The sequence below is a fragment of the Mesorhizobium sp. 2RAF45 genome (assembly GCF_052115225.1).
In the GTDB taxonomy this organism is placed as follows: domain Bacteria; phylum Pseudomonadota; class Alphaproteobacteria; order Rhizobiales; family Rhizobiaceae; genus Mesorhizobium; species Mesorhizobium jarvisii.
Genome location: NZ_JBFRGG010000011.1, coordinates 124,785 through 147,198, shown reverse-complemented (window position 1 = coordinate 147,198; position 22,414 = coordinate 124,785). Strand labels below are relative to the sequence as shown.

The window sequence follows — 22,414 nt, the reverse complement described above, 5'->3', positions numbered from 1 at the left end:
TGCTTCGATCCATAGTTCCATCGACATCGATGGCCTCCGGTATCGATTACAACCCAACGGCAATCTCCTGGATAAAATCCAGGAATGCCCTGACCTTGGCCGGCGGCAGATGGCGTGATGGGTGGTAGGCGTAGAGTGGGTAAAGTTCTTCCGACCACTCCGGCAGGATCGGCACGAGGTCTCCCCGTGCCAGGAACGGCGCCAGGCCGATGGCGAGGCTTTGGAAAATGCCTTGGCCCGCGACGCAGGCCGTGACCGCGACGGAAGGATCATCCAGCACCAGACGGCTTGGGATCTTGACCTCGACGATCTCTCCGCCTCGGTGAAACTCCCATGGAAAAGGAAGGCCGGTCTGGGGATCGCGGAAGAGAAGCGCCTCGTGGTGGACGAGGTCGTGCGGCGATCGCGGCTCGCCGTGCCGTTCGAGATAGGCCGGCGCCGCAACCGTCAGAATCTGGGCTTCCAGGAGCTTGCGCACGATAAGGGACGATGCATCGGGCGGCCCGAAGCGTATCGCCACGTCCACGCCGCTCATCATCTCCTCGCGATAGTTGCTGGTCAATAAATCCAGCACGAGCAGTGGATAGCGAGCGAGGAACCGCTGCAGCCCGCCTGCGAGCACCGTGCGTGCGAACCACGGGTCCACCGATACGCGCAGCCGGCCGCGCACCACCGCCGCCGCGCCCGCGGCCTCGGCCGCAGCCTCATCCAAGCCTGCGAGCAGCGGCATCACCTGCGCATGGAAGCGCCGGCCTTCCTCGGTCAGGCTGACCTCGCGTGGATTGCGATCGAAGAGCCGCACGCCGACCCTGGCCTCCAGACGCGCGACGGCCCGACTTACCCCCGATGGCGTCAGGCCGAGCATCTCCGCGGCACGGGCGAAGTTCCCGGCCTCCGTGACCGCTGCCAGGACCCCGACGCCGGTGAGAAGCCGCGTGTCGAAAACCATTCGATCTCCCTTCGCCTACACCCCGATGACGAGGATCGGTGATTTCTAGTCATCATAACACTGATCTTAATGCGCGTGAATCACTGGATGGCGAGACGTACAAGCATGGCGTCACCGCTGTGCCGGCCGAGAGAGGCTGAGCAGGTCGGATTTCCTTCGATCCGGAAAGGAGTTAGCCATGAATCACCTCACACGCAGAACGATGCTTCAGCGCGGCGGAATGCTGGGGGCCATCCTGGCTCTCGATGCGGTCAGCCCCGCTCTGGCCAAGACAACGCCAGCCGGTTCGTCGATGCGGTTCAAGGCGATCGACGCCGCCCTGCGCGAAGGCGTTTCGAAGAACGACGTGGCCGGCGTCATCGCCGTCGCGGCGACGCCGAAAGGCATGGTCTATGAGGGTGCCTTCGGCAAGGCGAACACTGCAACGGGGGCGCCGATGACGCTAGACACGGTGTTCTGGCTGCTGTCGATGACCAAGGCTTTCACGGCTACGGCCTGCATGCAGCTGATCGAGCAGGGCCGCCTCAATCTGGACGACGACGCGGCGAAATACCTGCCTGAGCTGGCCTCGCCGCAGGTTCTTGACGGCTTTGCCGAGGATGGAACGCCGCGACTGCGGCCGGCCAAGCGCGCGATCAAGGTGCGCCATCTGCTGACGCATACTTCCGGCTACACCTACTCGATCTGGAGCGAGGCTCTGACCCGCTACGAGAAGGTGACGGGCATGTCCGACATCGCGACCTGCAAGAACGCAGCTTTCACCGCCCCGCTTGAATTCGAACCCGGCGAACGGTGGGAATACGGCATCAGCATGGACTGGATCGGCAAGCTCGTCGAAGCGGTGTCCGATCAGTCGCTCGAAATCTACTTCCGCGAGAACATCTTCGCGCCGCTCGGCATGAGGGATTCAGGCTTCCTGATCGGCACCAAGCAGAAGCGGCGCGTCGCCACCTTCCACAACCGCGGGGCCGATGGCGGGCTGGAGCCGGCGCCCTTCGAGATGCCGCAACGGCCGGAGTTCTTCATGGGCGGCGGCGGTGCCTTCTCGACACCGCGGGACTATATGGCCTTCCTGCAGGCACTGCTGAATGGCGGCGCGCTGCATGGCGCGCGAATCCTGCGTCCGGAGACGGTCGCCATGATGATGCAGAACCAGATCGGCGAGCTGAGCGTCCAGGAGATGCGCTCGGCGCAGCCGTCCTATTCCCGCAGCTTCGACCAGTTCCCGCAACAGCCGCATAAATGGGGCCTGTCCTTCGACATCAACACGCAGCCAGGACCGAATGGGCGCTCCGCCGGCAGCATCTCCTGGGCAGGTCTGCTCAACTGCTACTTCTGGCTCGACCCGGTGAAGCACGTCACCGGAGCGCTTTTCACCCAGGTCCTGCCCTTCTACGACGAGCGGGTCGTCGCGCTCTACGGCGCGTTCGAGCGCGGTCTCTATGCCGGGCTCGCCTGAACCCCTGGCGATCGACACCAACCTTTTGGAGAACCACCATGTATGCAATCACCGGAGTAACCGGCAAGGTCGGCGGCGCGCTTGCGCGCAGCCTTCTCGCCGAGGGATTGCCTGTCCGCGCCGTCCTGCGTGACGCGGCCAAGGCAGCGGAGTGGAGACGTCGCGGCTGTGATGTCGCCTTGGCCGAGATGGACGATGCGGCAAGCCTGGCCTCGGCCTTCAGGGAGGCTGCGGGCGTCTTCATCCTGCCGCCCTCCGAGTTCGATCCGGAACCCGGCTTTCCCGAGGCTATGCGCGTCATCTCGGCCGTGACCGCTGCCTTGGCCGAGGCGCGTCCCGGCAAGGTGGTCTGCCTGTCGACCATCGGCGCGGACGCGCCGCACGAGAACCTGCTGACCCAGCGCACGCTGATGGAACAGGCGCTGGACGGGATCGGGCTTCCGGTCACCTTCCTAAGGCCCGGCTGGTTCTTGGAGAATGCGCTCTGGGACATTCCCTCGGCGCGCGACGAAGGCGTGCTGCGCAGCTTCCTGCAGCCGGCCGACAGGCCGTTGCCGATGGTCGCGACGCAAGATGTCGGGCGCCTGGCCGCCGTGCTGCTTCAGGAGAATTGGATCGGGACGCGGGTCATCGAACTGGAGGGGCCTGTCCGCGTCTCGCCCAACGATCTCGCCCGCGCCTTCGCCACGGTGCTGGAGCGCCCGGTCAAGGTCGAGACGGTGCCGCGCGAGAGCTGGGAGCAAATCTTTCGTTCCCAGGGTACGCAAAATCCGTTGCCGCGGATCCGGATGCTTGACGGCTTCAACGAGGGCTGGATCGAGTTCAGCGACCAAGGCCGGTCGGCGATCAAAGGGACAACGACGCTCGATAGCGTTATCACCAACCTCGTCGCGGCGAGCCGGTCAGCCACCTGACACGGTCACGATTTGGCGCATGGACTTGCGAACCAGTCGCTGGCGCGAAGCGGTGGCGGTCGCCCGTGCCCTGCCATCGCCACAGTTTCGAAAGGAAATCATCATGGAATCGATCATCACGCAGGGCGTTGCGATCCCGCGCCTCGGTTTCGGTACGTTCCGCATGCCAGGGGACGACGCCCAGCCGGTCGTCGAGAGCGCCATTGCGCTCGGCTACCGACATATCGACACCGCGGCGATGTACGAGAACGAAGCCGCCGTCGGCGCCGCCATAGCAGCGTCCGGCGTGAACCGGAACGAGCTCTTCGTCACGACGAAGGTATGGCACGGCCAACTTGCGCCGGATGCGTTGCGCCGGGCCTTTGACATCAGCCTGGGCAAGCTGAGGCTCGACCATGTCGATCTTTACATGATCCACTGGCCGTCCAAAGACTTCGACATCAAGGCGACGCTGGAAGCGTTGATGTCGCTGCGGGAGCAAGGCCTCACGCGTGCGATCGGCGTGTGCAACTTCAACCTGCCGATGATCCGCCGCGCCGTGGAGGAGATCGGTGCGCCGATCGCGAGCGTCCAGCTCGAATACCACCCATTCCTGTCGCAGGACCGGATGCTGTCCTACCTGCGGGGCAACGGCATCCCCTTGACGGCCTACGCGCCGCTCGCCCAGGGCCGGGCCGCCAGTGACGCAACGCTCGCCGGCCTCGGGCGCAAGCATGGCTGCAGCGCAGCGCAGATGGCCATCGCCTGGCTTCTGGACCAGGAGGGCGTCATCGTGATCCCGAAAGCCGCGCGCCCCGAAAGCCAGAAGTCCAATCTCGATGCGCTCGGCATTCGGCTCGACGATGAGGATCGCGCGACGATTGCTGCTCTGCCGAAGGACCAGCGCTTCGTCCGGCCACCCTTCGCACCCGATTGGAATGCCGCTGCATGAAATCGCGGCATGGGGCTGGCGCTGTGATCGGTCCCAATCGCGGTTTGCGACGAGGTCGGCCGCCCTACTCCGCCGTGCCTTCCTCATACTCGGCCGACATGGTCAGCCATTTTTCCTCGTGGCCGGCCAGCGTCTGGGCGAGCTGCGAGCGCTCCTTGGCCAGGCGCGTTGCCGTCGAGGGATCCTTTTCGTAGATCGCCGGATTGGCCAGTTCGTCCTCGATGCCGTCGATGCGTTTGCGGATGCGGTCCATCAGCGCTTCTGTGGCGCGGATTTCCTTGGCCAGCGGTTCGAAGGCGGCGCGGCGCGCCGCCGCATCGCGGCGGCGGTCGGCTTTTGACGCCTTGTCGGCCTCGCGCCTGCCGCGGCGGTCGCCGGACACGCCGGTGACCAGCGTCTTGTAGTCCTCCAGGTCGCCCTCATACGGATTGACCGCCCCGTCCTTGACCAGCCAGAGCCGGTCGGCGGTCGCCTCAAGCAAATGGCGGTCGTGCGAGATCAGGATGACAGCCCCGGGAAATTCGTTGAGCGCATGGATCAGCGATTCACGGCTGTCGATGTCGAGATGGTTGGTCGGCTCGTCGAGGATGAACAGGTTCGGCCCCTCGAAGGCCGACAAGCCCATCAAAAGCCGCGCCTTCTCGCCGCCGGACAAGTCCTTGGCTGGCGTATTCATCTTCTCGGTCGTCAGACCGAACTGGGCAACACGACCGCGCACCTTGGACTCCGGCGCCTCCGGCATCAGCCGGCGGACATGCTCATAGGCGTTTTCCTCCGGACGCAGATCGTCGAGCTGATGCTGGGCGAAGATCGCCACCTTCAGCCCGGGCGCCACCGTCATCGTGCCGCTCTCCTGCTTGAGCCGGCCCGACAGCAGCTTGGCGAAGGTCGACTTGCCGTTGCCGTTGGCGCCAAGCAGCGCGATGCGGTCGTCGGCGTCTATGCGCAACGTCATTTTCTTCAGGATCGGCTGGCCTTCGGTGTAGCCGACATTGACGTTATTCAGCGCCACGATCGGCGAGGCCACGGTCTTCACCGGTTCGGGAAAAGAGAACGGCCGCACCGAATCGTTCACGATCGCCGCGATCGGCTTCATCTTTTCCAGGGCCTTGATGCGTGACTGCGCCTGTCTGGCCTTGGACGCCTTGGCGCGGAACCGCTCGACGAAGGATTCCATGTGCTTGCGGGCGGCCTCCTGTTTGACGCGACCCTTTTCCTGCAATTCCTTCTGCTCGGTGTATTGGCGCTCGAACTGATCGTAGCCGCCGCGCCAGAAGGTCAGCTTCTTCTGGTCGAGATGAACGATCGAGTTGACGGCACGGTTGAGCAGGTCGCGATCGTGCGAAATCAGAAGCACGGTGTGCGGGTATTTCGACACGTAGTTTTCCAGCCACAGCGTGCCTTCGAGGTCGAGATAGTTGGTCGGCTCGTCGAGCAGGAGCAGATCAGGCTCTGAAAACAGCACGGCGGCCAATGCCACGCGCATGCGCCAGCCGCCGGAGAAGGACGAGGCCGGCCGGCGCTGCGCCGCGTCGTCGAAGCCGAGGCCGGCGAGGATGGTGGCCGCGCGCGACTCGGCCGAATGCGCGTCGATGTCGGCCAGCCGCATGTGGATGTCGGCGATGCGGTGCGGATCGGTGGCGGTCTTTTCCTCTTCGAGCAGCGCCGTGCGTTCGAGGTCGGCCTTGAGCACGATCTCGATCAGCGGCTCCTCGGTTCCCGGCGCTTCCTGCGCCACCTGGCCGATGCGCGTGTTCTTCGGCAGGCTGATCGAGCCGGTCTCGGAGGGAAAATCGCCGGTGATGGCCTTGAACAGCGTCGTCTTGCCGGTACCGTTGCGGCCGACAAGGCCGGCCTTGGTGCCGGCCGGCAAGGTCAGCGAGGCATGGTCGAGAAGCAGGCGCCCGGCCATGCGGAGCGAAAGGTCGTTGATGATCAGCATGGCCGCGCTTTTGCACTGGACATCAACGCTTCGCAAGACCTTCCGGGCCAGTTGGCCGCACAAGGCCTGAAACACAGGCGGGAGCGCGAGGCGAATTGGTGGCCTTGTCCGTGAAATTCGTGCCTGTCCTCGACGACCGCCGAAGGCCTGATCGCGAAACGCGCCTGCGCTCATCACCGGAAAATCCTCGAAGGCTAAAGGCAAAGTCTATCGCCACACTGTCCGCGCCGTGGTGGTCAATATTGAACAGACGGGCGCCCGACGCGCGTCCTACGCTTCACGAGCTGACGAAACCGGACTGCCCCCCAACCACGTTTGGTTACGACAGCAGGAACCCCGGCCGGGGATTGTTCAGCATGGCAAAGGAAACGGCTCGCCATCAATCGGAAAACCGGGTCCGATGAAACTCCCATCAGGGCCCGAATGAACCAAGGCGGCATGGAGATTCGAGGATGCCCACGCTTCCGTTGGCGCTCAAGATCGCAGACGCCGTTTCCGATGCCCAGCGGCGTCGGCGCAGGCTGGACATAGCAGCCGTTGCCAGTCTGTTGCTCGACGCCCATCCCGAGGCTGGGCATAGTTTGATGGAAATTGCCGACACATTGCGGGATGAAGTTGCATCCCAAGGAACCTTGGCACAGGGAACTGCAGCGACGTCTTGTTAGCATCGACATCGCAGGCCGACTTCCCAACCATTCCGAACACTGCGGCGGGCGTGCCTTACGTGACGAAGCCCCGGCCAGGGACTCTTCAAGACGCCAGGAGATCGGGTGAGGAAGACCCGAATGACGCCGACCGCATTTGGATAGTCTTCGCAGCGGGCCGCGTCTGGTCAATATTGACCGGTTCCGCGAGATATCGGATTCTGTTTCATCAAGGCTGAAGCCTCGTCAGCATCGTGATAAAATCCAATCTGGTCAGTGGATGGGGTCATTGATGGAAGGAAGATCAGATCAGCCGTTCGACCCGAAGGTTTTTCTGGCGAAAGCAGATCTCGGGCGCACCATCACACGCTATGGACCCAACCAGAAGATATTCTCGCAAGGCGATGTCGCGGCTTCGGTCTTCTACATCAATGAGGGCCAGGTCAAAATCAGTGTCCTGTCCGAACAGGGAAAGGAAGCTGTCGTCGCCATAATGGGGACCGACGATTTCTTCGGCGAAGGTTGCTTGGCCGGCCAGACCCGGCGCATGGCAACGGCGGTTGCGATGACCGATTGCGAGATCATGCAGTTGGACAAGAAGGCGATCATGCGCGTCATTCATGATGAGCCGGCCTTTTCGGAAATGTTCATCGCGCATCTTCTGACACGAACCATCCGTGTCGAAGAGGATCTGGTCGATCAGCTTTTCAATTCGAGCGAAAAGCGCCTGGCACGGGCACTTCTGCTGCTTGCAAATTTCGGCAAGGAAGGAAAGCCAGAACCCATTCTCGGCAAGGTCAACCAGGAGACGCTTGCCGAAATGATCGGCACAACGCGACCGAGAGTGAGCTACTTCATGAACAAGTTCCGCGACCTCGGATTCATCGAGTACAATGGGAAACTCGTGGTGCACAGTTCGCTGCTGAACGTGGTTCTGCACGATCAACCACAAATCAGACGGTGAACCCGGAAGGGCAAAGCCGCCTTCCGGGTTCTATTGGCTGTCGCGTCTAGGCCAACTGGCCGGGGCGCTTCCCGCTTAGCCAGCCGCCTTGCGCTTGGCTCCCTTTGCCACGGCGGCCGGTGCGGCTGCCGGTTTGCGGCCAAGTCCCGTCGACTTTGCCAGCGCCGACCGGGTCGCCGAGTAATTGGGAGCGACCATCGGATAGTCCGGCGGCAAGCTCCATTTGGCCCGATAGTCGTCCGGGCTCAGACCATAGTCTGTCCTGAGATGTCGCTTGAGCGACTTGAACTTCTTTCCGTCTTCCAGGCAGATGATGTAGTCGGGAAACACCGACTTTTTCGGGTTTACGGCCGGAACCAGGCTCGGGCTTTCTACGACGACCGCGCCAGCCAACTTTCGAACCGAGGCGCTGACGCTGGCAATCAGGTCAGGCAGGCCGGAAGCTGGTAGCGGATTGTTGCCTACATAGGCCGAGACAATATCGGCCGTTAGCTCTATAACGGTCTTATCCTCGATATTTGACAATTCTTTCATCCTATTTGCGAGAAAGTCATCCACCCCAGCGAAGACTTCGTCGACGTATCTCTTTAACCGCGTCCCCCCAACGGCCCGCCAAGTACCAAAACGAATCAAGACTTGGCGTCAACTATCTTTATGGGAAATGCACGCTGCGCAATTTAGAAAATCTAATACTTGGAAGCAGCAGACTTGGTCGTCCGGGTATCGGCCAATATCTCAAGAATACGCCGCCAACGGGCACAGCGCCCGAAATCCTTCTGCTCAATTGCCTTTTCGGCCTTCATCGCCGCGTAGAGCGGTGCTTCGGCACCAAATTCCTTGATCAGCCAATGCGCTTCCTGCCTGGCGAGACGTTCATTGTCGTCAAACATAGTCTTGCGCCTCCGAGCGCTCCAGTCCGACCGCGATACAACTGCCGATGACGAGGACGGCCCCGGCAATGGCGGTTGTCGTCAACCGTTCGCCGGACAGGGTCAGCAGCAACGTCGAGGCAATCGGCGTGAGATAAGCGACGACCGCGACCTTGCCGCTGCCTTCGAGCTTCAAGGCCCGCGACCAAAAGTAATAACCCAGCCCCATCGGACCGGCGCCGAGATAGAGTCCCAGGGCGAGATCGACGCCGGAGGGCCAGGCGACGCCTTCGCCAGCGGACCAAAAAAGCGTCAAGGCGACACCGACCAGCGACGAAGGCAGCAGCAGGCGATCGGGCGAAGTGGCGAGCCGTCCCACCATCACCGAATAGAAAGCCATGCACAGCGCAGATCCAAATGCGGCGAAATAGCCGACGATATCGCCCTGGAACCAGCTGCTCTCACGCCCTCCCGAAATCACTAACGCAACACCCACGAAGCCAAGGGCCGCGGCAAGACCCAGCAAGACCGGGCGCCGGGGATTGTCGAAGGCGATCACTGCCGCGGCGACCATCAAGGGCCAGGTGTAGGCCACGAGATTGGCTTCGATCACCGGCATCGAGGCGAAGGCGATGTATTGCAGCACCATGGTGCCGACCAGACCGATGAATCCGACCGCGAGAGGTGCGAGTGCCGCCCTTGGCGCCATTGGCGGCGCTTCCTCGCGGCTCATGAACCGGATCAAGGCGAAGACCAATGCAGCTCCCGCAAATTGCAGGAACTGCACTTGCGATACCGGATGGGTTGCCAGCAGGGATTTGCCGACCAAAGCATTGGTCGACCACAAAGCCACCGCGCCGGCAGCAAAGACCAGCGCCGATATCGAGCCTGATCCATGCCAAAACAATCGGCCTGGGGCTCTATCCCTGTGTTGGACCATGATCTCGTCCGAAGACCGGCTCCCACTTTTCGGGATTATGGTTGATTACCATGATTCCCTGGCTCCGCCCGAAACCTGTGCTTCGGCGGCCGGGGTGGGCGTCGGATGTTCCGCCTCGAACCGGCGATAGGCCGGCAACTGGTTGGTCCAGACGTCTTCAGCCAGTTCGTTGACCCATTCACGGTCGTGATCATTGTCGGCGGCGAGATAGAACATGCGGTTGTCGTCGACATAGGGCTTGGCCACAGAACGCTGGTTGAGCACAAGGGTGACGCGCTCGCCATACTGGATCGGGGCGGTGCGATGCAGGACGCCAAGGAACTGCCCGAGCGTCGCGTAGTTCATCTTGTGATCGATGCGCATGATGCGGTTGCGCGGGATCTCGCGGCCGGATTCGAGGATGGCGCGGCCGGTCTCGGAATCGTCGCAATAGATTTCGAGATGGCCGCCGACGAGCGGATCGCTGATCGACAGCGGAATGAGTTCGGTAACCGGAACGCCGTCGCAATGCCATTCGACGGCGCCATCCCTGGGATTCATGAAGGTGACGGTCGAACCGACGATCGACAGCGGATAGGGCTCAAGTTTCGTGCCCATCATGTCGGACAGCCGCTCGAGGCGCAGCTTGTCGTGCAGCAACTCCTTGATTTCGGGAATGAAACGGTCGGCGCCGGTGATGAAGGTCAGGTCGAGGTGCTTGTGCACGGCGTGGCTGTCCTTGAGCTTCAAGGCGGCCTCCTCGATTGCCGCGAGCAGCGCCGGGTCATAGCCATGCAGATACTGTGCAACGCCGAAACTCGACACTTTCCAGGCGGTTTCGTGGCCGATAATGGCCTCGCGGCTCATCGCATAGCGCAGATCGGGTATGGTATGTGCGTTCATTGTACTTCTCCAAGTGAGGGGCAAACACTTGGTTAACAGTCGATTAAATTAGCACCCCCTGTAAAATTAGGAATGCTGGTGCTAGTGTAAGCCCAGCTTAAGGTCGAAGCCGGTGCGTTTGCTCAGTCAGGTCAACCTCAATTCGCTGAAAATCGTGGAGAGTGCTGCGCGCCACGGGAATTTCACGCGAGCCGGAGAGGAGCAGTTCATCACTGCGTCAGCGGTCAGCCAGCGCGTCAAGAGCTTGGAGGATCAGCTGCGCTTCAAGATTTTCCAGCGCGGTGGCAATGCGGTGTCGCTGACGCCGGAAGGCGAGACCTATGTCTCGCGCGTTCGCGAGGCGCTGGAGCGGATCGTCGCCGCCAGCATGGAAGCGACCGGGCAATCGCAGGAACATGTGCTGAAGATATCCGTGCTGCCGACCTTCGCAGCACGCTGGCTGTTTCCGCGCCTGCCGGAGTTCCAGCGGCGACATCCCGATATCGTGATGCGGGTTTCGACCTCCTACGCGACGCATGAGTTCTCGACCTCGGATTTCGATCTCGAAATCCGCTATGGCGACGGCCATTTCAACGGGCTGCCATCCGATCTGCTGTTTCGGGAGGACCTGACACCGGTGTGCAGCCGCAAACTGTTCCATGAGGTTCTCGGCGACAAGCCGGTGTCCAAGGTGGAGCCGGACGATCTCAGGCACTTCACACTTCTGCATTCCGACACCTGCACCCAGAACTGGCAGTCCTGGCTTGGCTTTGCCGGTGCCAGCTTCGTGCTCAGCGAGACCAAAAGCATCTATTTCGACTCGTGCATGATGTCCTATGAGGCCGCCAATGCCGGAATGGGCTTTGCCGTGGCCAACCGTGCCTATATGGCCAGCGACATCCGCGCCGAAAGGCTGGTCGCTCCCTTTGCCGTCCACCATCCGAATTCCGCCGGCTGGTATTTCGTCTCCCCCCAGAAGTGCTTTGCCGCACGTAAGGTGCTGCTGTTCAAACAATGGGTCATGGCGGAAGCGGCTTCGACGCAACGCCAATTGGACAGTGAAATCCGCGACCTGGCTACCGAAGCTGTCTGAAATTCGTATCAGCGCCCAATTGTCCCCCGATGACCGCCGGTCAGAAAATTGAGGACTATCGGTTAATGGACGTCCAATCCATGCAACCTGTCCTGGCCGGCAAGATTGTGGAACTTAAGCCGCTTCAGCCGGGGCATTCGCAGGGCCTTCTGTGTGCGGCCGCGGACGGTGAGCTGTGGAACCTCGCGGCCACCGTGGTTCCCGGGCCAGCCACGATCGATGACTATGTAGCCTGCGCCCTGGCTGGACGACGGGCCGGGACCGTCATGCCTTATACAATCGTGCTGCGCGGCACGGGAGCGATCTGCGGGAGTACGCGGTTCTGGAAGATCGATCGCATGAACAGAAAATTGGAGATTGGGCACACGTGGCTCAGCGCTTCGGTTAAGCGATCAGGGGTCAATACCGAGGCAAAGTACCTTCTCCTGGCCCATGCCTTCGAGGTCATGGCGTGTGTGCGAGTGCAGTTCACCACCGATGAACTCAATGACGCATCGAGAGCGGCCATTCTGCGGATAGGGGCAAAGCAGGAAGGGATCGTTCGCAACGAGCGGATCATGCCAGACGGCAGGAAACGCAATTCCGTGCGGTTCAGCATCATCGATTCCGAATGGCCTGACGTGAAGGCCATGCTTCTGCAGAAGATGCGGCGGTAGTCGGCGCAGGCCGTTCGCCCGGATCAGGCGAAAGCCCTGCCCTCTTCGGTACGCTGGAAATGCGCCAGATCGAGCGGCACGGAAGGACGGCCGAGGACAGTCAGGATCATATGCGCCTGGCCGCGATGATGGGTCTGGTGGTTGAAGACATGCGCCAGCGCGGGCGCAAGACGCTGCGACACGGTGCGCATGTCCGACAGGGTCATATAGGTGAAGCGGCCCGACAGCGCCTTGTCGCTCAAGCCGGAGAGCCAGTCGATGATCCGCCGGTCCTCGGCCTCGCGCGCCGTCCTCAGCTTGGGCAAGGCCCGATGCAGTATGGCATCCAGCGCCGTCGGCGCGTCGCCCTCGCCGGTGAAGCGCTTCATCCAGATGCGATCGGCGGCGAGCAGATGGTTGAGGGTGCCCATCAGCGAGCCGAAGAAGGCGCCGACGTCGCGATTGAATTCCTCTTCATCAAGGTCCGCGGCGGCATCATAGATGCGGCCATTGGCCCATTGATTATACGCCGCAAACATCATGAAGTGCTGTTTCATCTTTTCTCCCGCCGCCCCGTTTCGGGGTGTCGCGAGCGATACCTAGACCGCAAAGAGACCCGCGCCAATGACCATTCTGCTTTATGAGCTCGTCGGGCGTGACGAGAGCCGTCCGTTCAGTCCGCATTGCTGGAAGGCGACAATGGCGCTGGCCCACAAGGGGCTCGATATCTCGACCGCGCCGACGCGTTTTCTCGAGGTGCCCGCCATCGAGGGCGGCGCCTCGAAAACCGTTCCGGTGATCCGCGACGGCGACAAGGTCGTCATCGATTCCTTCGACATCGCGCTCTATCTCGAGGAAGCCTATCCGGACCGGCCGACGCTGTTGGCGGCGACGGTGGCAAGGCGATGGCGCGCTTCATCGAGCGCTGGTCGCAATTGACCATCCATCCCTACGTCACCACTGCGGCGCTCGTCGACCTCCATGCCATGCAGGACGAAGAAAACGCCGTGTATTTCCGGCAGAGCCGGGAGCAGCGCTTCGGCAGGCAGCTGGAAGATGTCGTCGCGGCGCGCGATGCCGGCCTGGCGGCGTTTCGGACTTCGCTCGAACCGCTGCGCTCGATGCTGGGCTACCAGCCTTTCATCGGCGGCGCCTCACCGCTGTTTGCGGATTACATCGTCTTCGGCGCGCTGCAATGGGCGCGCATCGCCACGCCCTACCAGCTGCTTGAAGACAGCGATGCCGTGGCGCAATGGTTCGCGCGTTGCCTCGACCTGCATGGCGGGCTGGGACGAAAGGTTGCGGCAGCGGCCTGACGGCCGCAAGCGCTTGCCCTGCCCGCAAGGCAGATTGGACGCGCCGTCTATCCGTGGCGAGAATCAGCGGCAGGACAGCGGGCCTACTTGGCAGCCTTCTTTGGCTTGCTGGTCTTCGGCTTGCTGGCTTTCGCGACAGCTTTCTCTTCCTTTGGAGCGGCTTTGGCCTTGCTGGCGCCAGATGCCTTCTTGGCCGGCTTCTTGGCTGCCGACGGCTTGCCCGCATCTTCCCGATCGATATCGGCTGCCGCCTGGTGCCAATGGCGTTCGTGGTGACCGGCCGGTTGCCCCTCTTCCTGCCAGATCTGATGTGCGCGGTTGCGAATGCGCTCCTGACGATCGTCTGCCATGGTCATGTTGTCTCCATTCGGGCCGACTTCAGCGCGGCGCCGACGCGCGACTATAGCAAGCAAAGCGTTGCTGTGCAGCCGTCTGATGTCGCCTGACGGCTTGCCGGCCTGACATAGATGTGCGTAGCGTTGCGGCCCTTCAATCCCCGCTTTGGGCACTCGTCATTCTGAAAGCCAGGCAATCGGCTTTCCGTCCGCTTCGCGGACCGCTCCTCACCCCTTGGCAATGGGCCGGGCGGCTTGTATAGAGCCCGCCACTCTCAATTCCATTTCTCAGACAAGGAAACCCCATGGCGCTCGAACGCACCTTTTCCATGATCAAGCCGGACGCGACCCGGCGCAACCTCACCGGCGCCATCACCCAGATGCTCGAAGACGCCGGCCTGCGCGTCATCGCATCGCGCCGCGTCTGGATGAGCCGCCGCGAGGCGGAAGGTTTCTACGCCGTCCACAAGGACCGTCCCTTCTTCGGCGAACTGGTCGAGTTCATGTCGTCGGCTCCGACGATCGTCCAGGTGCTGGAAGGCGAGAATGCCATTGCCAGGAACCGCGAAGTGATGGGCGCCACCAACCCGGCCAACGCCGCCGAAGGCACCATCCGCAAGGTCCACGCGCTGTCGATCGGCGAGAATTCGGTGCACGGCTCCGACGCGCCGGAAACCGCCGCGCAGGAGATCAAGTACTGGTTCTCGGACACCGAGATCGTCGGCTGAGCCGATACTGCAAAATCTCATGCAAAAGGCCGGCGCTTCGCCGGCCTTTTCATTTGGCGATCAGCTCGCGGCGCTGAAGCGCAGGATTTCGCGGCCGTCCTTGTCCGATATGGCGAGCTTGCCGGCATCGACCTTGTAGGACGCCGCCTTGGCCAAGGCATCGAACAACGCCTTTTCCTCGGCCATCACCTCCGGCGCGCAGGCCTTGTAGGTCGAGCCGATGTCGCTGATGGCGATCGCCTGGCCATCGACCTTGGCGGTGGCGAAATAGGTGTTGCAGGGGCCGCTGCCGCCCGCCTTGCCAGCCTCGCTGACCCTGAGCGTCGCCTGCGGCGCGGTGATGGCGCCAATGCCATCGACGTAGTCGAGCACCCAGAGCTGGCCAAAGACGGAAGCCGCCGGCTCGGCGCCTGACGCCACCATTTTCAGCATGATGGTCTGCGGCGCGTCAGTCAGCGGGTCCAGCTGATGGCGCACATCGGAAATGAACATCAACTTGCCGTCAACGGTGATCCGCGCCTGCAGCGCATAGGTCATCTGCGACCGGATCACCGAAGGATCGAACTTGATCTCGAAGCTGATCGGCACCTGGCCGGCCGGCTTGACCGTCTGCTCGCCGATGATCTTGCCCGGTGCATCGGCCAGTGAAACATCGGCAAGCTGGACGGAAAGCACGGCGCTGGGCGGCAGGGCGATGCGTTCGCGATAGATCACCTCGCCCCTCACCGCCTTTTCGGCGGCCACGGACAGTTCCGGTACCGCCAGGATGCCGACGACCAGAGGCACGAAACCGAAGACGAAGAACTCCGCGAGCCTGTCCAGCATGACCACCTCCCTTGCCCGGACTGCCAATCCCCGGGGCTGATCAACCTCACGCAATTGGCCAAAGGATTGCGGTCAATACATGGCTGCGACTGGATTTATTCGGACGGTGACTTCCAGCGCTTTGCCGCCTGGGCGTCGGTTTCCTTGGCCTCGACCCAGCCACCTTCGGAACCATCGGCGCGATGCTCCTTCTTCCAGAAGGGCGCGCGCGATTTGAGGTAATCCATGAGAAAGTTCGCCGCTTCGAACGCGGCGTGGCGATGGCCGGAGGCGGCCACCACCAGCACGATATTCTCGCCCGGACGAACCTTGCCATGGCGGTGGATGACGGTGAGGCCCTGCAGCGGCCAGCGCTCAACCGCCTCGGTGGCGATAAGGCCGATCTCGGCCTCCGCCATGCCGGGATAATGTTCGAGCTCCAGTGCTGAGAGCGCGCCCTGCTCATCGCGGCAGAGGCCGGAGAAAGAAACCACCGCGCCAATGTCGCTGCGGCCTTGCGTCAGTCCGGCGATCTCGGCGGCGACGTCGAAATCCTCGCGCTGGATGCGCACGGTCGGCGCCAGGACGGCCGACATGGGTGTCAACCTCCGGTCATCGGCGGGAACAGCGCGATCTCGCGCGCGCCCGATATCTTTTCGCGGTGGTCGACATGTTCCTGGTTGATGGCAACGCGGATCACGTCGGGATATTGCAGCGCGTGTTCGTAGCCCTCGCCGCGCGATTGCAGCCAGCGCAAAAGGTCGGCGACCGTCTCGATGCCGGCGGGCAATTCGACATCCTCTTGAGGCATGCCGATCCGTTCGCGCACCCATGCAAAATAGATAAGGCGGGTCGTCATCTCACTCGTCCATGATGTGCTTGAGGCCGGCGCGGAAATAGTCGTAGCCGGTGTAGAGCGTGACGAGTGCGGCGATCCACAGCAGCACAAGGCCGGTCTGCGTCGTCAGCGGGAAGATCTTGTCACCGGCCGGTCCTGCCAGCAGGAAGGCGATGGCGACCATCTGGATGGTGGTCTTCCACTTGGCAAGCTGCGTCACCGGCACCGAGACCTTGAGTGCCGCCAGATATTCGCGCAGGCCGGAAACCAGGATTTCGCGGCACAGGATGATGATGGCCGCCCACAGCGACCAGCCGGCGATGCCGGCATGGCGATCGGTGTCGGCCGCCAGCAGCAAAAGGCAGGTCGCGACCAGCAGCTTGTCGGCGATCGGGTCGAGCATCTTGCCGATATTGGAGGTCTGCTGCCAGGCGCGCGCAAAATAGCCGTCGAAATAATCGGTGACGGATGCCAGCAGAAAAATGACCAGCGCCGACCAGCGGGCGAAGTCGCTCGATTTCAGATGGCCTTCGAGAAAAAAGCACAGCACCACCAGCGGCACCGCGATGATGCGGGCGTAGGTCAGCATGTTGGGCAGGTTGAACGCGCGCTGGGCCATATCTGGTGGACTCTTTCTGCCTGCGTACTCAAATCAGAAGCGAATGTAGGGGGTCAACAGGTCAGATTCGACTGGCCAGCTGAAAGTGCCGAATTTTTCAACTTTCGTGAAAATGATTGTAGACCAGTTTGGCGACCTGTTCGGAAATACCGTCGACTTTCCTCAGATCCTCGATCGCGGCACGGCTGACGGCCTTGGCGGTGCCGAATGCCAGCAGCAGCGCGCGCTTGCGGCCGGGGCCGATGCCGGCGATCTCGTCGAGCGGGCTTTTGACCATCTCCTTCTTGCGCCGCGCCCGGTGCGAGCCGATGGCGAAGCGATGGACCTCGTCGCGCAGCCGCTGGACGAAATAGAGCACGGGGTCGCGCACCGGCAGCGAAAAAGAATCCCTGCCCTTGACGAAAAAGCGCTCGCGGCCGGCATCGCGGTCCTGCCCCTTGGCGATGCCGATCGCCACGACGCGGTCCTCGATGCCGAGATCGGCGAGAATCTTGCGCACGGCCGTCATCTGGCCCTGGCCGCCATCGATCAGGATGACGTCGGGCCAGGCCGGGAAGCTGCCGGAGATGTCGTCTTCGACATCATCGCCCGCTTCCACCGAAGCGGCGTCGTCGGGCGCGACATCGCCATGCTCCTTGAGCAGTCGCGAAAAGCGCCGCTCCATCACCTCGCGCATCATGCCGAAATCGTCGCCCGGAGTGATCTCGGTCGAGCGGATGTTGAATTTCCGGTACTGGTTTTTCACGAACCCTTCCGGTCCCGCGACAACCATGGCGCCGACGGCATTGGTGCCCATGATGTGCGAGTTGTCGTATACCTCGATGCGCACCGGCGGCTTGGCCAGGCCGAAGGTCTCGGCGAAACCGGCAAGCAACCGTCCTTGCGTCGAGGTTTCGGCCAGCCTGCGGCCCAACGCCTCCCGCGCATTCTGCAGGGCGTTGTCGGTCAGGTCCTTCTTCTCTCCGCGCTGCGGCACAGAGATCGCAACCTTGCGGCCGGCGCGGGTCGAGAGCGCCTCGGCCAGCAATTCCTGGTCCTCGACGCCGTGCGACAGAAGGATTGCGCGCGGCGTCGGCTTGTCGTCGTAGAACTGCGCCAGGAACGAGCCCAATACCTCGGCCGCTTCCAGGGCAGGATCGGCCTTCGGGAAATAGGCGCGGTTGCCCCAGTTCTGGCCGGTGCGGAAGAAGAACACCTGGATGCAGACCTGCCCGCCTTCCTGATGGATGGCGAAGACATCGGCCTCGTCGACGGTCGCCGGGTTGATGCCCTGATGGCTCTGCACATGCGACAGGGCGGCCAGCCGGTCGCGATAGATGGCGGCCCGTTCGAAATCGAGGTCTTCAGATGCCTGCTGCATGGCGGCCGAAATCTCGGTCTTCACCTTCTGGCTGCGGCCGGACAGAAAATCCTTCGCCTCGGCGACCAGTTCGGCATAGCCGTCATGCGAGATTTCGCCGGTGCAGGGGCCGGCGCAGCGCTTGATCTGATACAGCAGGCACGGCCGCGTGCGGTTCTCGTAGAACGAGTTGGTGCAACTGCGCAGCAGGAAGGCGCGCTGCAGCGAATTGATGGTGCGGCCGACGGCGCCGGCCGAAGCAAAGGGGCCGAAATAGTCGCCTTTCCGCGACCGCGCGCCACGATGCTTGTAGATGCCGGGCGAGACATGGTCGCCGGTCAAAAGGATATAGGGAAACGACTTGTCGTCGCGCATCAGCACGTTGAATCGCGGCCGCAAGCGCTTGATAAGATTGGCTTCGAGCAGCAGCGCCTCGATCTCGGTGCGGGTGACGACGAATTCCATCGTCGACGTCTCGCGCACCATGCGGCCGATGCGGTTGGTGTGGAACCGGCCTTGCGCGTAGTTGGTGACGCGCTTCTTCAGGCTGCGCGCCTTGCCGACATAGAGCACGTCGCCTGCGGCGTTCATCATGCGGTAGACGCCGGGTGCGTTGGGCAGCCGTTTGACCAAGGTCTGGATCACCTCGGCGCCGACCATGCCTTCGGCATCGCCGGCATGCGGCGTCCAGTCGATGGCGGTGAAGGCGACATCCGGGCCTGTCGGTTCGACGATCTCCTCGAGCGCCTCGTCCTCGAGGTCGATTTCGGGAGGCAGGTCATCGGCGCCGCCACGCGCCTTGTTTTTGTGATCCAAAGGACTCATTCCGTCATGCCTGTCACATCGGGCGTCTGCCATGCAAGATGCTGGCCGCCATCGAGCGCGATCATCTGACCGGTGACCGAGCGCGCATCCCAGAGATAGCGGATGGTGGCGCCGAATTCCGGCAATTCCGGGCCGCGCTTCAGGATCAGGCCAGCGAGCTGTGCGCCAAAATCGGTATCGTCCTGGCGCACATTCTTCAGTGTCGGGCCAGGCCCGATCGCGTTGACGCGAATGCGCGGGCCGAGCGCCTGCGCCAGCATCTGGGTCTGGGTCCACAAAGCCGACTTCGACAACGCGTAGGAGAAGTAGCGTGGCGTCGGCCTCCAGACGCGCTGATCGATGATATTGACGATCAGCCCCTCGCGCCCTTCAGGCAAGGCGCGGGCGAAATTCTGCGCCAACAACGCCGGCGTTTTCACGTGGATCGCAAAGTGGCGGTCCCAGGCCTGCCAATCGAAGCCCTCAATGGAATCGTCGACGAAAAGCGAAGCATTGTTGACCAGCAGAGAGATTGGACCCAGCGCGGCCTCCGCCTTGCCGACGAGGCCGCCGACGGCGCTCATGTCGGTCAGATCCGCCCCAACCACGGTGGCGCGGCCGCCGGACTGATTGATCCCCGCGGCCAAGGCATCCGCCTCGTCGTGCGAGCGATTGGCGTGGATGGCGACGGCAAAGCCATGGCCGGCGAGGTCTTCGACAATTGCCTTGCCGATCCGTTTCGCCCCGCCCGTCACCAGGGCCGCGGGAGTGGCTTTGCTCATCTGCTGTCAATCCTCGATTTCGGGCCGAAAACACGACGCCGACGAAATATGGCCCGGCATGCGTTAAACGGCATTCGCACTTGGGGCAGCATTGTGGCGAAACGCCCGGTTCGGCATGCCGACTCGTCTTGGAGTCGGAACCGCCGGAACGCAATATAGGATGCTGGACTCCTTGCACCAAGCGGTGTGCAGCGCAGCATGAAATCGCTGCTGACATTTCGCTGTTGCGAAGATGCAACGTCAAGGTTCCGCCTCATTCGCGCCGGGTAATGACCCAAGTTCAGGTTCGCTTCAGCCGCATTTTGACACGACATTTGGAACCGACGAACGCCAGATCCGTTTCACCCCCCGGACGGGTTGATGGCGATCGTGAGAAACAAGCCTGTGTCCTGTGGCTTAAGGAGTAAAGAACAATGCAAGCCAATCTCAAATTCGCACGGCCGCTGGCCGTCGCGCTCGGGCTCTTCGCCCTCGGTGGTACTGCCTTTGCCGCAGACGTCGTCCAGGAAGAGCCCCCGGCACCCGCTCCGGTTGCCGAACTGCCTGTCGCATCCTGGGCTGGCCCGTATGCTGGTCTTAACGTTGGCTACGGCTTCAGCGGCCGTACCAAGGAGAAGGATTTCGACGTTTCGACCGGCACAAAGGGTTTCGTCGGTAGCGTCTTCGGCGGCTATCAGTGGCAGCAGGAGAACTTCGTGTACGGCGGTGAAGCCGAACTCGGCTACAACGGCGTCAAGGGTGACGACAACGGCATCAACTCGAAGGGCGGCTTCGAAGGCTCGCTGCGTGCCCGTCTCGGCTACGCCGTGACCCCGGAAATCCTGCTCTATGGCACCGGCGGTCTCGCCGGCAGGAGCCTGAAGGTGGAAGACTCGGTCATTCCGGCCAGCGATACCGCCACGATGATCGGCTGGACCGCCGGCGTCGGCACCGACATCAAGCTGACCGACAACGTCTTCGGCCGTGTCGAGTACCGCTACACGGACTTCGGCTCGAAGAGCTTCGATGGTATCGGCAAGGTCAAGGCGACCGACAACCGCGTCACTTTCGGCCTCGGTATGAAGTTCTAAGTCGTTCAAGCCACGACACGAAAAAGCCGGGCCTCGCGCCCGGCTTTTTTATTGCCGGTGCTCAGGCCGGAACCGCCGTCTTCAGCTCCGGAAATTTTTCGTCGAAACGCGCTGCCCAGCGGGTCAACCGGCCACGGCCTTTTTCCCATTTGCCGGCGAAACGCAGCGCGAGATAGCCGAGGCAGGCACGCAACGCCATCTGGCCGGCAGTGATCTTCTTCGGCAGTTTCGGCGGATTGGCATTGAGCAGATCGAGCGCGGCGGTGATCTTCGTCCACTGCCTGTCGAGCCAGGGCTGATAGACCATCTCTTCGGGCCGGGTGCGGCGCTCATAGACCATCGACAGCGCGCAATCGCAGATGCCGTCGGCCAGCGCCTCCAGCACCTCCGCCTCCAGCCGCTTGTCGGGATTGCGCGGAAACAAAGCGTTCTTCGAAATCCGGTTGAGGTGCTGGATGATGGCGCGGCTGTCGTGAACAGAACGGCCATCGTCGAGCACGAGCGCCGGGATCTTGCCGAGCGGATTGGCGCCGATCAGTTCGGCTGGTTTGTCCTCGGTCTTGACCGGCACCAGATCGATCGCGACCCCGGCATAGGCCGCGGCCATCCTTACCTTGGAGCTGTAAGGAGAGGTGGACGCATAGAGCAGCTTCGGCATGATCGGTTTCCTGTTTGCAGGCGCCCAGTGTTGACTGGACAGGCACTTGCGATCAACCGCCAGAGCGCGAAAAAACAGCAGCCAGAAACCCATGGCGGTTTCCGCTCCAGACATCACGGACTGGTACGCCGAAACACGCGCAAACGATGACGGCAGGTTGACGGGATTCAAACCTGCATTCATCCCCCGAACCCGAAGCATCGCACCCGGGCCTTCGCCGACCGCGGCAAGGAGACGATCCAAAGAGCGAGCGAGGCAGCCAACCGGCGCCTCGCTTTGCTTGCCCCTCGATCCCATCCCGATGTTCAGCCCTCAAGGCTGAACCCCGCTGCCGGACAGCTTCGATCCAGAGCGTCAGAGCGTCCTTGCGAACCCCGAAGGGATACGCGACGCCCCAACGACTGGTCTACTTCTTGGCCGGAGCCTTCGCCTTCGCAGGCGCTGCCTTGGCCTTCGGCGCGGCGGCTTTCTTCACCGCGGGCTTTGTCGCGGCCGCCGCTGCTTTCGCGGCCGGCTTTGCCGCCGCCTTCGCGGCGGGCTTTGCCGCTGCCTTGGCGGGCGCTGCCTTCTTGGCTGCGGGCTTGGCCGCGGGCTTCGCCGCTGCCTTGGCCGCCGGCTTCTTCGCCGGTGCTGCCTTCGCTGCCGGCTTTGCCACTGCCTTGGCGGGCGCTGCCTTCTTCACTGCCGGCTTTGCCACAGCCTTGGCCGCCGCCGGCTTCTTGGCCGGTGCTGCCTTCGCCGCAGGCTTTGCCGCCGCCTTCGCAGGCGCTGCTTTCTTCACTGCTGTTGCGGCCTTCGCCGCGACTGCTTTTGCGGGTGCTTTCTTTGCCGGTGCCTTGGATGCCGGCGCTTTAGATGACTGCTTAGCCATGTCATGCCCCTTCACGTTATGCCGTTGGCCGTGAATGACCCCGGCGCGC

At 62.6% G+C, this 22,414-nt stretch carries 24 protein-coding genes and 1 pseudogene; 10 read left to right on the top strand and 15 right to left on the bottom strand.

Going from position 1 to position 22,414, the window contains the following annotated elements; translation table 11 throughout:
* Positions 1–46: 46 nt before the first annotated feature.
* Complete coding sequence (locus AB4Z43_RS24690; protein ID WP_441939213.1) at positions 47–949, bottom strand: LysR family transcriptional regulator; 903 nt, start codon at positions 947–949, stop codon at positions 47–49.
* A 178-nt stretch (positions 950–1,127) separates the two neighbouring features.
* Here AB4Z43_RS24690 and AB4Z43_RS24685 point away from each other — a divergent pair, with 178 nt between their 5' ends.
* The 3 genes from AB4Z43_RS24685 to AB4Z43_RS24675 all read left to right on the top strand — a co-directional run bounded on the left by AB4Z43_RS24685 (position 1,128) and on the right by AB4Z43_RS24675 (position 4,253).
* A complete protein-coding gene (locus AB4Z43_RS24685) occupies positions 1,128–2,408 on the top strand; it encodes a serine hydrolase domain-containing protein (RefSeq protein ID WP_441939211.1) in 1,281 nt (426 codons plus the stop codon).
* Between the two features lie 38 nt (positions 2,409–2,446).
* Complete coding sequence (locus AB4Z43_RS24680; protein ID WP_069091826.1) at positions 2,447–3,322, top strand: NmrA family NAD(P)-binding protein; 876 nt, start codon at positions 2,447–2,449, stop codon at positions 3,320–3,322.
* 103 nt (positions 3,323–3,425) lie between these two features.
* Positions 3,426–4,253, top strand: a complete 828-nt coding sequence (locus AB4Z43_RS24675; RefSeq protein WP_441939208.1) for an aldo/keto reductase — start codon at positions 3,426–3,428, stop codon at positions 4,251–4,253.
* 64 nt (positions 4,254–4,317) lie between these two features.
* On the opposite strand, the gene AB4Z43_RS24670 is transcribed toward AB4Z43_RS24675, so the two are convergent.
* The gene (locus AB4Z43_RS24670) at positions 4,318–6,195 is read right to left on the bottom strand and encodes an ABC-F family ATP-binding cassette domain-containing protein (RefSeq protein ID WP_020628819.1); all 1,878 of its coding nucleotides are present in this window, start codon (positions 6,193–6,195) and stop codon (positions 4,318–4,320) included.
* A 936-nt stretch (positions 6,196–7,131) separates the two neighbouring features.
* Between AB4Z43_RS24670 and AB4Z43_RS24665 the strand changes: the two genes are divergently transcribed.
* Positions 7,132–7,803, top strand: a complete 672-nt coding sequence (locus AB4Z43_RS24665) for a Crp/Fnr family transcriptional regulator (protein WP_202362353.1) — start codon at positions 7,132–7,134, stop codon at positions 7,801–7,803.
* A gap of 75 nt (positions 7,804–7,878) precedes the next feature.
* On the opposite strand, the gene AB4Z43_RS24660 is transcribed toward AB4Z43_RS24665, so the two are convergent.
* The 4 genes from AB4Z43_RS24660 to AB4Z43_RS24645 form a co-directional block, all read right to left on the bottom strand.
* Entirely contained in the window at positions 7,879–8,337 is a 459-nt protein-coding gene (locus AB4Z43_RS24660; protein WP_019857325.1) for a MucR family transcriptional regulator, read from the bottom strand.
* Positions 8,338–8,489: 152 nt separating this feature from the next.
* On the bottom strand, positions 8,490–8,693 hold the full coding sequence (locus tag AB4Z43_RS24655) for a hypothetical protein (RefSeq protein WP_019857323.1): 204 nt from the start codon (positions 8,691–8,693) through the stop codon (positions 8,490–8,492).
* The gene (locus AB4Z43_RS24650; protein WP_064984925.1) at positions 8,686–9,612 is read right to left on the bottom strand and encodes a DMT family transporter; all 927 of its coding nucleotides are present in this window, start codon (positions 9,610–9,612) and stop codon (positions 8,686–8,688) included. The genes AB4Z43_RS24655 and AB4Z43_RS24650 overlap by 8 nt, the downstream gene beginning before the upstream one ends.
* A 45-nt stretch (positions 9,613–9,657) precedes the next feature.
* The gene (locus tag AB4Z43_RS24645) at positions 9,658–10,494 is read right to left on the bottom strand and encodes a hypothetical protein (RefSeq protein WP_019857320.1); all 837 of its coding nucleotides are present in this window, start codon (positions 10,492–10,494) and stop codon (positions 9,658–9,660) included.
* 112 nt (positions 10,495–10,606) lie between these two features.
* On the opposite strand from AB4Z43_RS24645, the gene AB4Z43_RS24640 reads away from it, so the two are divergent.
* Positions 10,607–11,566 (top strand): LysR substrate-binding domain-containing protein, encoded by a 960-nt coding sequence (locus AB4Z43_RS24640; RefSeq protein ID WP_441939205.1) that lies wholly within the window; start codon positions 10,607–10,609, stop codon positions 11,564–11,566.
* A gap of 80 nt (positions 11,567–11,646) precedes the next feature.
* Positions 11,647–12,222: a GNAT family N-acetyltransferase gene (locus tag AB4Z43_RS24635; protein WP_441939203.1), complete on the top strand. Its 576-nt coding sequence runs from the start codon at positions 11,647–11,649 to the stop codon at positions 12,220–12,222.
* Between the two features lie 23 nt (positions 12,223–12,245).
* Here AB4Z43_RS24635 and AB4Z43_RS24630 read toward each other — a convergent pair whose 3' ends face one another.
* Complete coding sequence (locus AB4Z43_RS24630; protein WP_019857317.1) at positions 12,246–12,758, bottom strand: DinB family protein; 513 nt, start codon at positions 12,756–12,758, stop codon at positions 12,246–12,248.
* A 67-nt stretch (positions 12,759–12,825) separates the two neighbouring features.
* Here AB4Z43_RS24630 and AB4Z43_RS24625 point away from each other — a divergent pair.
* A pseudogene (locus AB4Z43_RS24625) lies at positions 12,826–13,517 on the top strand (glutathione S-transferase family protein).
* Between the two features lie 83 nt (positions 13,518–13,600).
* Here the strand turns inward: AB4Z43_RS24625 and AB4Z43_RS24620 are convergent.
* A complete protein-coding gene (locus AB4Z43_RS24620) occupies positions 13,601–14,026 on the bottom strand; it encodes a DUF2934 domain-containing protein (RefSeq protein ID WP_441939201.1) in 426 nt (141 codons plus the stop codon).
* A gap of 131 nt (positions 14,027–14,157) precedes the next feature.
* On the opposite strand from AB4Z43_RS24620, the gene ndk reads away from it, so the two are divergent.
* The gene (ndk, locus tag AB4Z43_RS24615; RefSeq protein ID WP_019857314.1) at positions 14,158–14,580 is read left to right on the top strand and encodes a nucleoside-diphosphate kinase; all 423 of its coding nucleotides are present in this window, start codon (positions 14,158–14,160) and stop codon (positions 14,578–14,580) included.
* Positions 14,581–14,640: 60 nt separating this feature from the next.
* On the opposite strand, the gene AB4Z43_RS24610 is transcribed toward ndk, so the two are convergent.
* From AB4Z43_RS24610 to AB4Z43_RS24585, 6 genes are all read right to left on the bottom strand, one after another.
* On the bottom strand, positions 14,641–15,405 hold the full coding sequence (locus AB4Z43_RS24610) for a YbaY family lipoprotein (protein ID WP_441939199.1): 765 nt from the start codon (positions 15,403–15,405) through the stop codon (positions 14,641–14,643).
* 95 nt (positions 15,406–15,500) lie between these two features.
* The gene (locus AB4Z43_RS24605) at positions 15,501–15,980 is read right to left on the bottom strand and encodes a molybdenum cofactor biosynthesis protein MoaE (RefSeq protein ID WP_441939197.1); all 480 of its coding nucleotides are present in this window, start codon (positions 15,978–15,980) and stop codon (positions 15,501–15,503) included.
* Positions 15,981–15,985: 5 nt separating this feature from the next.
* On the bottom strand, positions 15,986–16,243 hold the full coding sequence (moaD, locus tag AB4Z43_RS24600) for a molybdopterin converting factor subunit 1 (protein WP_019857311.1): 258 nt from the start codon (positions 16,241–16,243) through the stop codon (positions 15,986–15,988).
* Between the two features lies 1 nt (position 16,244).
* Positions 16,245–16,841 carry a CDP-diacylglycerol--glycerol-3-phosphate 3-phosphatidyltransferase gene (gene pgsA / locus AB4Z43_RS24595; RefSeq protein WP_010915213.1) on the bottom strand — a complete coding sequence of 199 codons (597 nt, stop codon included), beginning with the start codon at positions 16,839–16,841 and terminating at the stop codon, positions 16,245–16,247.
* 97 nt (positions 16,842–16,938) lie between these two features.
* On the bottom strand, positions 16,939–19,005 hold the full coding sequence (gene uvrC, locus AB4Z43_RS24590) for an excinuclease ABC subunit UvrC (RefSeq protein WP_019857310.1): 2,067 nt from the start codon (positions 19,003–19,005) through the stop codon (positions 16,939–16,941).
* On the bottom strand, positions 19,002–19,766 hold the full coding sequence (locus AB4Z43_RS24585; RefSeq protein ID WP_441939194.1) for an SDR family oxidoreductase: 765 nt from the start codon (positions 19,764–19,766) through the stop codon (positions 19,002–19,004). The genes uvrC and AB4Z43_RS24585 overlap by 4 nt, the downstream gene beginning before the upstream one ends.
* 413 nt (positions 19,767–20,179) lie before the next feature.
* On the opposite strand from AB4Z43_RS24585, the gene AB4Z43_RS24580 reads away from it, so the two are divergent.
* Complete coding sequence (locus tag AB4Z43_RS24580) at positions 20,180–20,836, top strand: outer membrane protein (protein ID WP_441939192.1); 657 nt, start codon at positions 20,180–20,182, stop codon at positions 20,834–20,836.
* A gap of 61 nt (positions 20,837–20,897) precedes the next feature.
* Here AB4Z43_RS24580 and AB4Z43_RS24575 read toward each other — a convergent pair whose 3' ends face one another.
* Positions 20,898–21,494 carry a glutathione S-transferase family protein gene (locus AB4Z43_RS24575; RefSeq protein ID WP_441939190.1) on the bottom strand — a complete coding sequence of 199 codons (597 nt, stop codon included), beginning with the start codon at positions 21,492–21,494 and terminating at the stop codon, positions 20,898–20,900.
* Positions 21,495–21,940: 446 nt separating this feature from the next.
* Between AB4Z43_RS24575 and AB4Z43_RS24570 the strand changes: the two genes are divergently transcribed.
* Positions 21,941–22,399: a hypothetical protein gene (locus tag AB4Z43_RS24570; RefSeq protein WP_441939188.1), complete on the top strand. Its 459-nt coding sequence runs from the start codon at positions 21,941–21,943 to the stop codon at positions 22,397–22,399.
* The last annotated feature ends 15 nt before the right edge of the window (positions 22,400–22,414 follow it).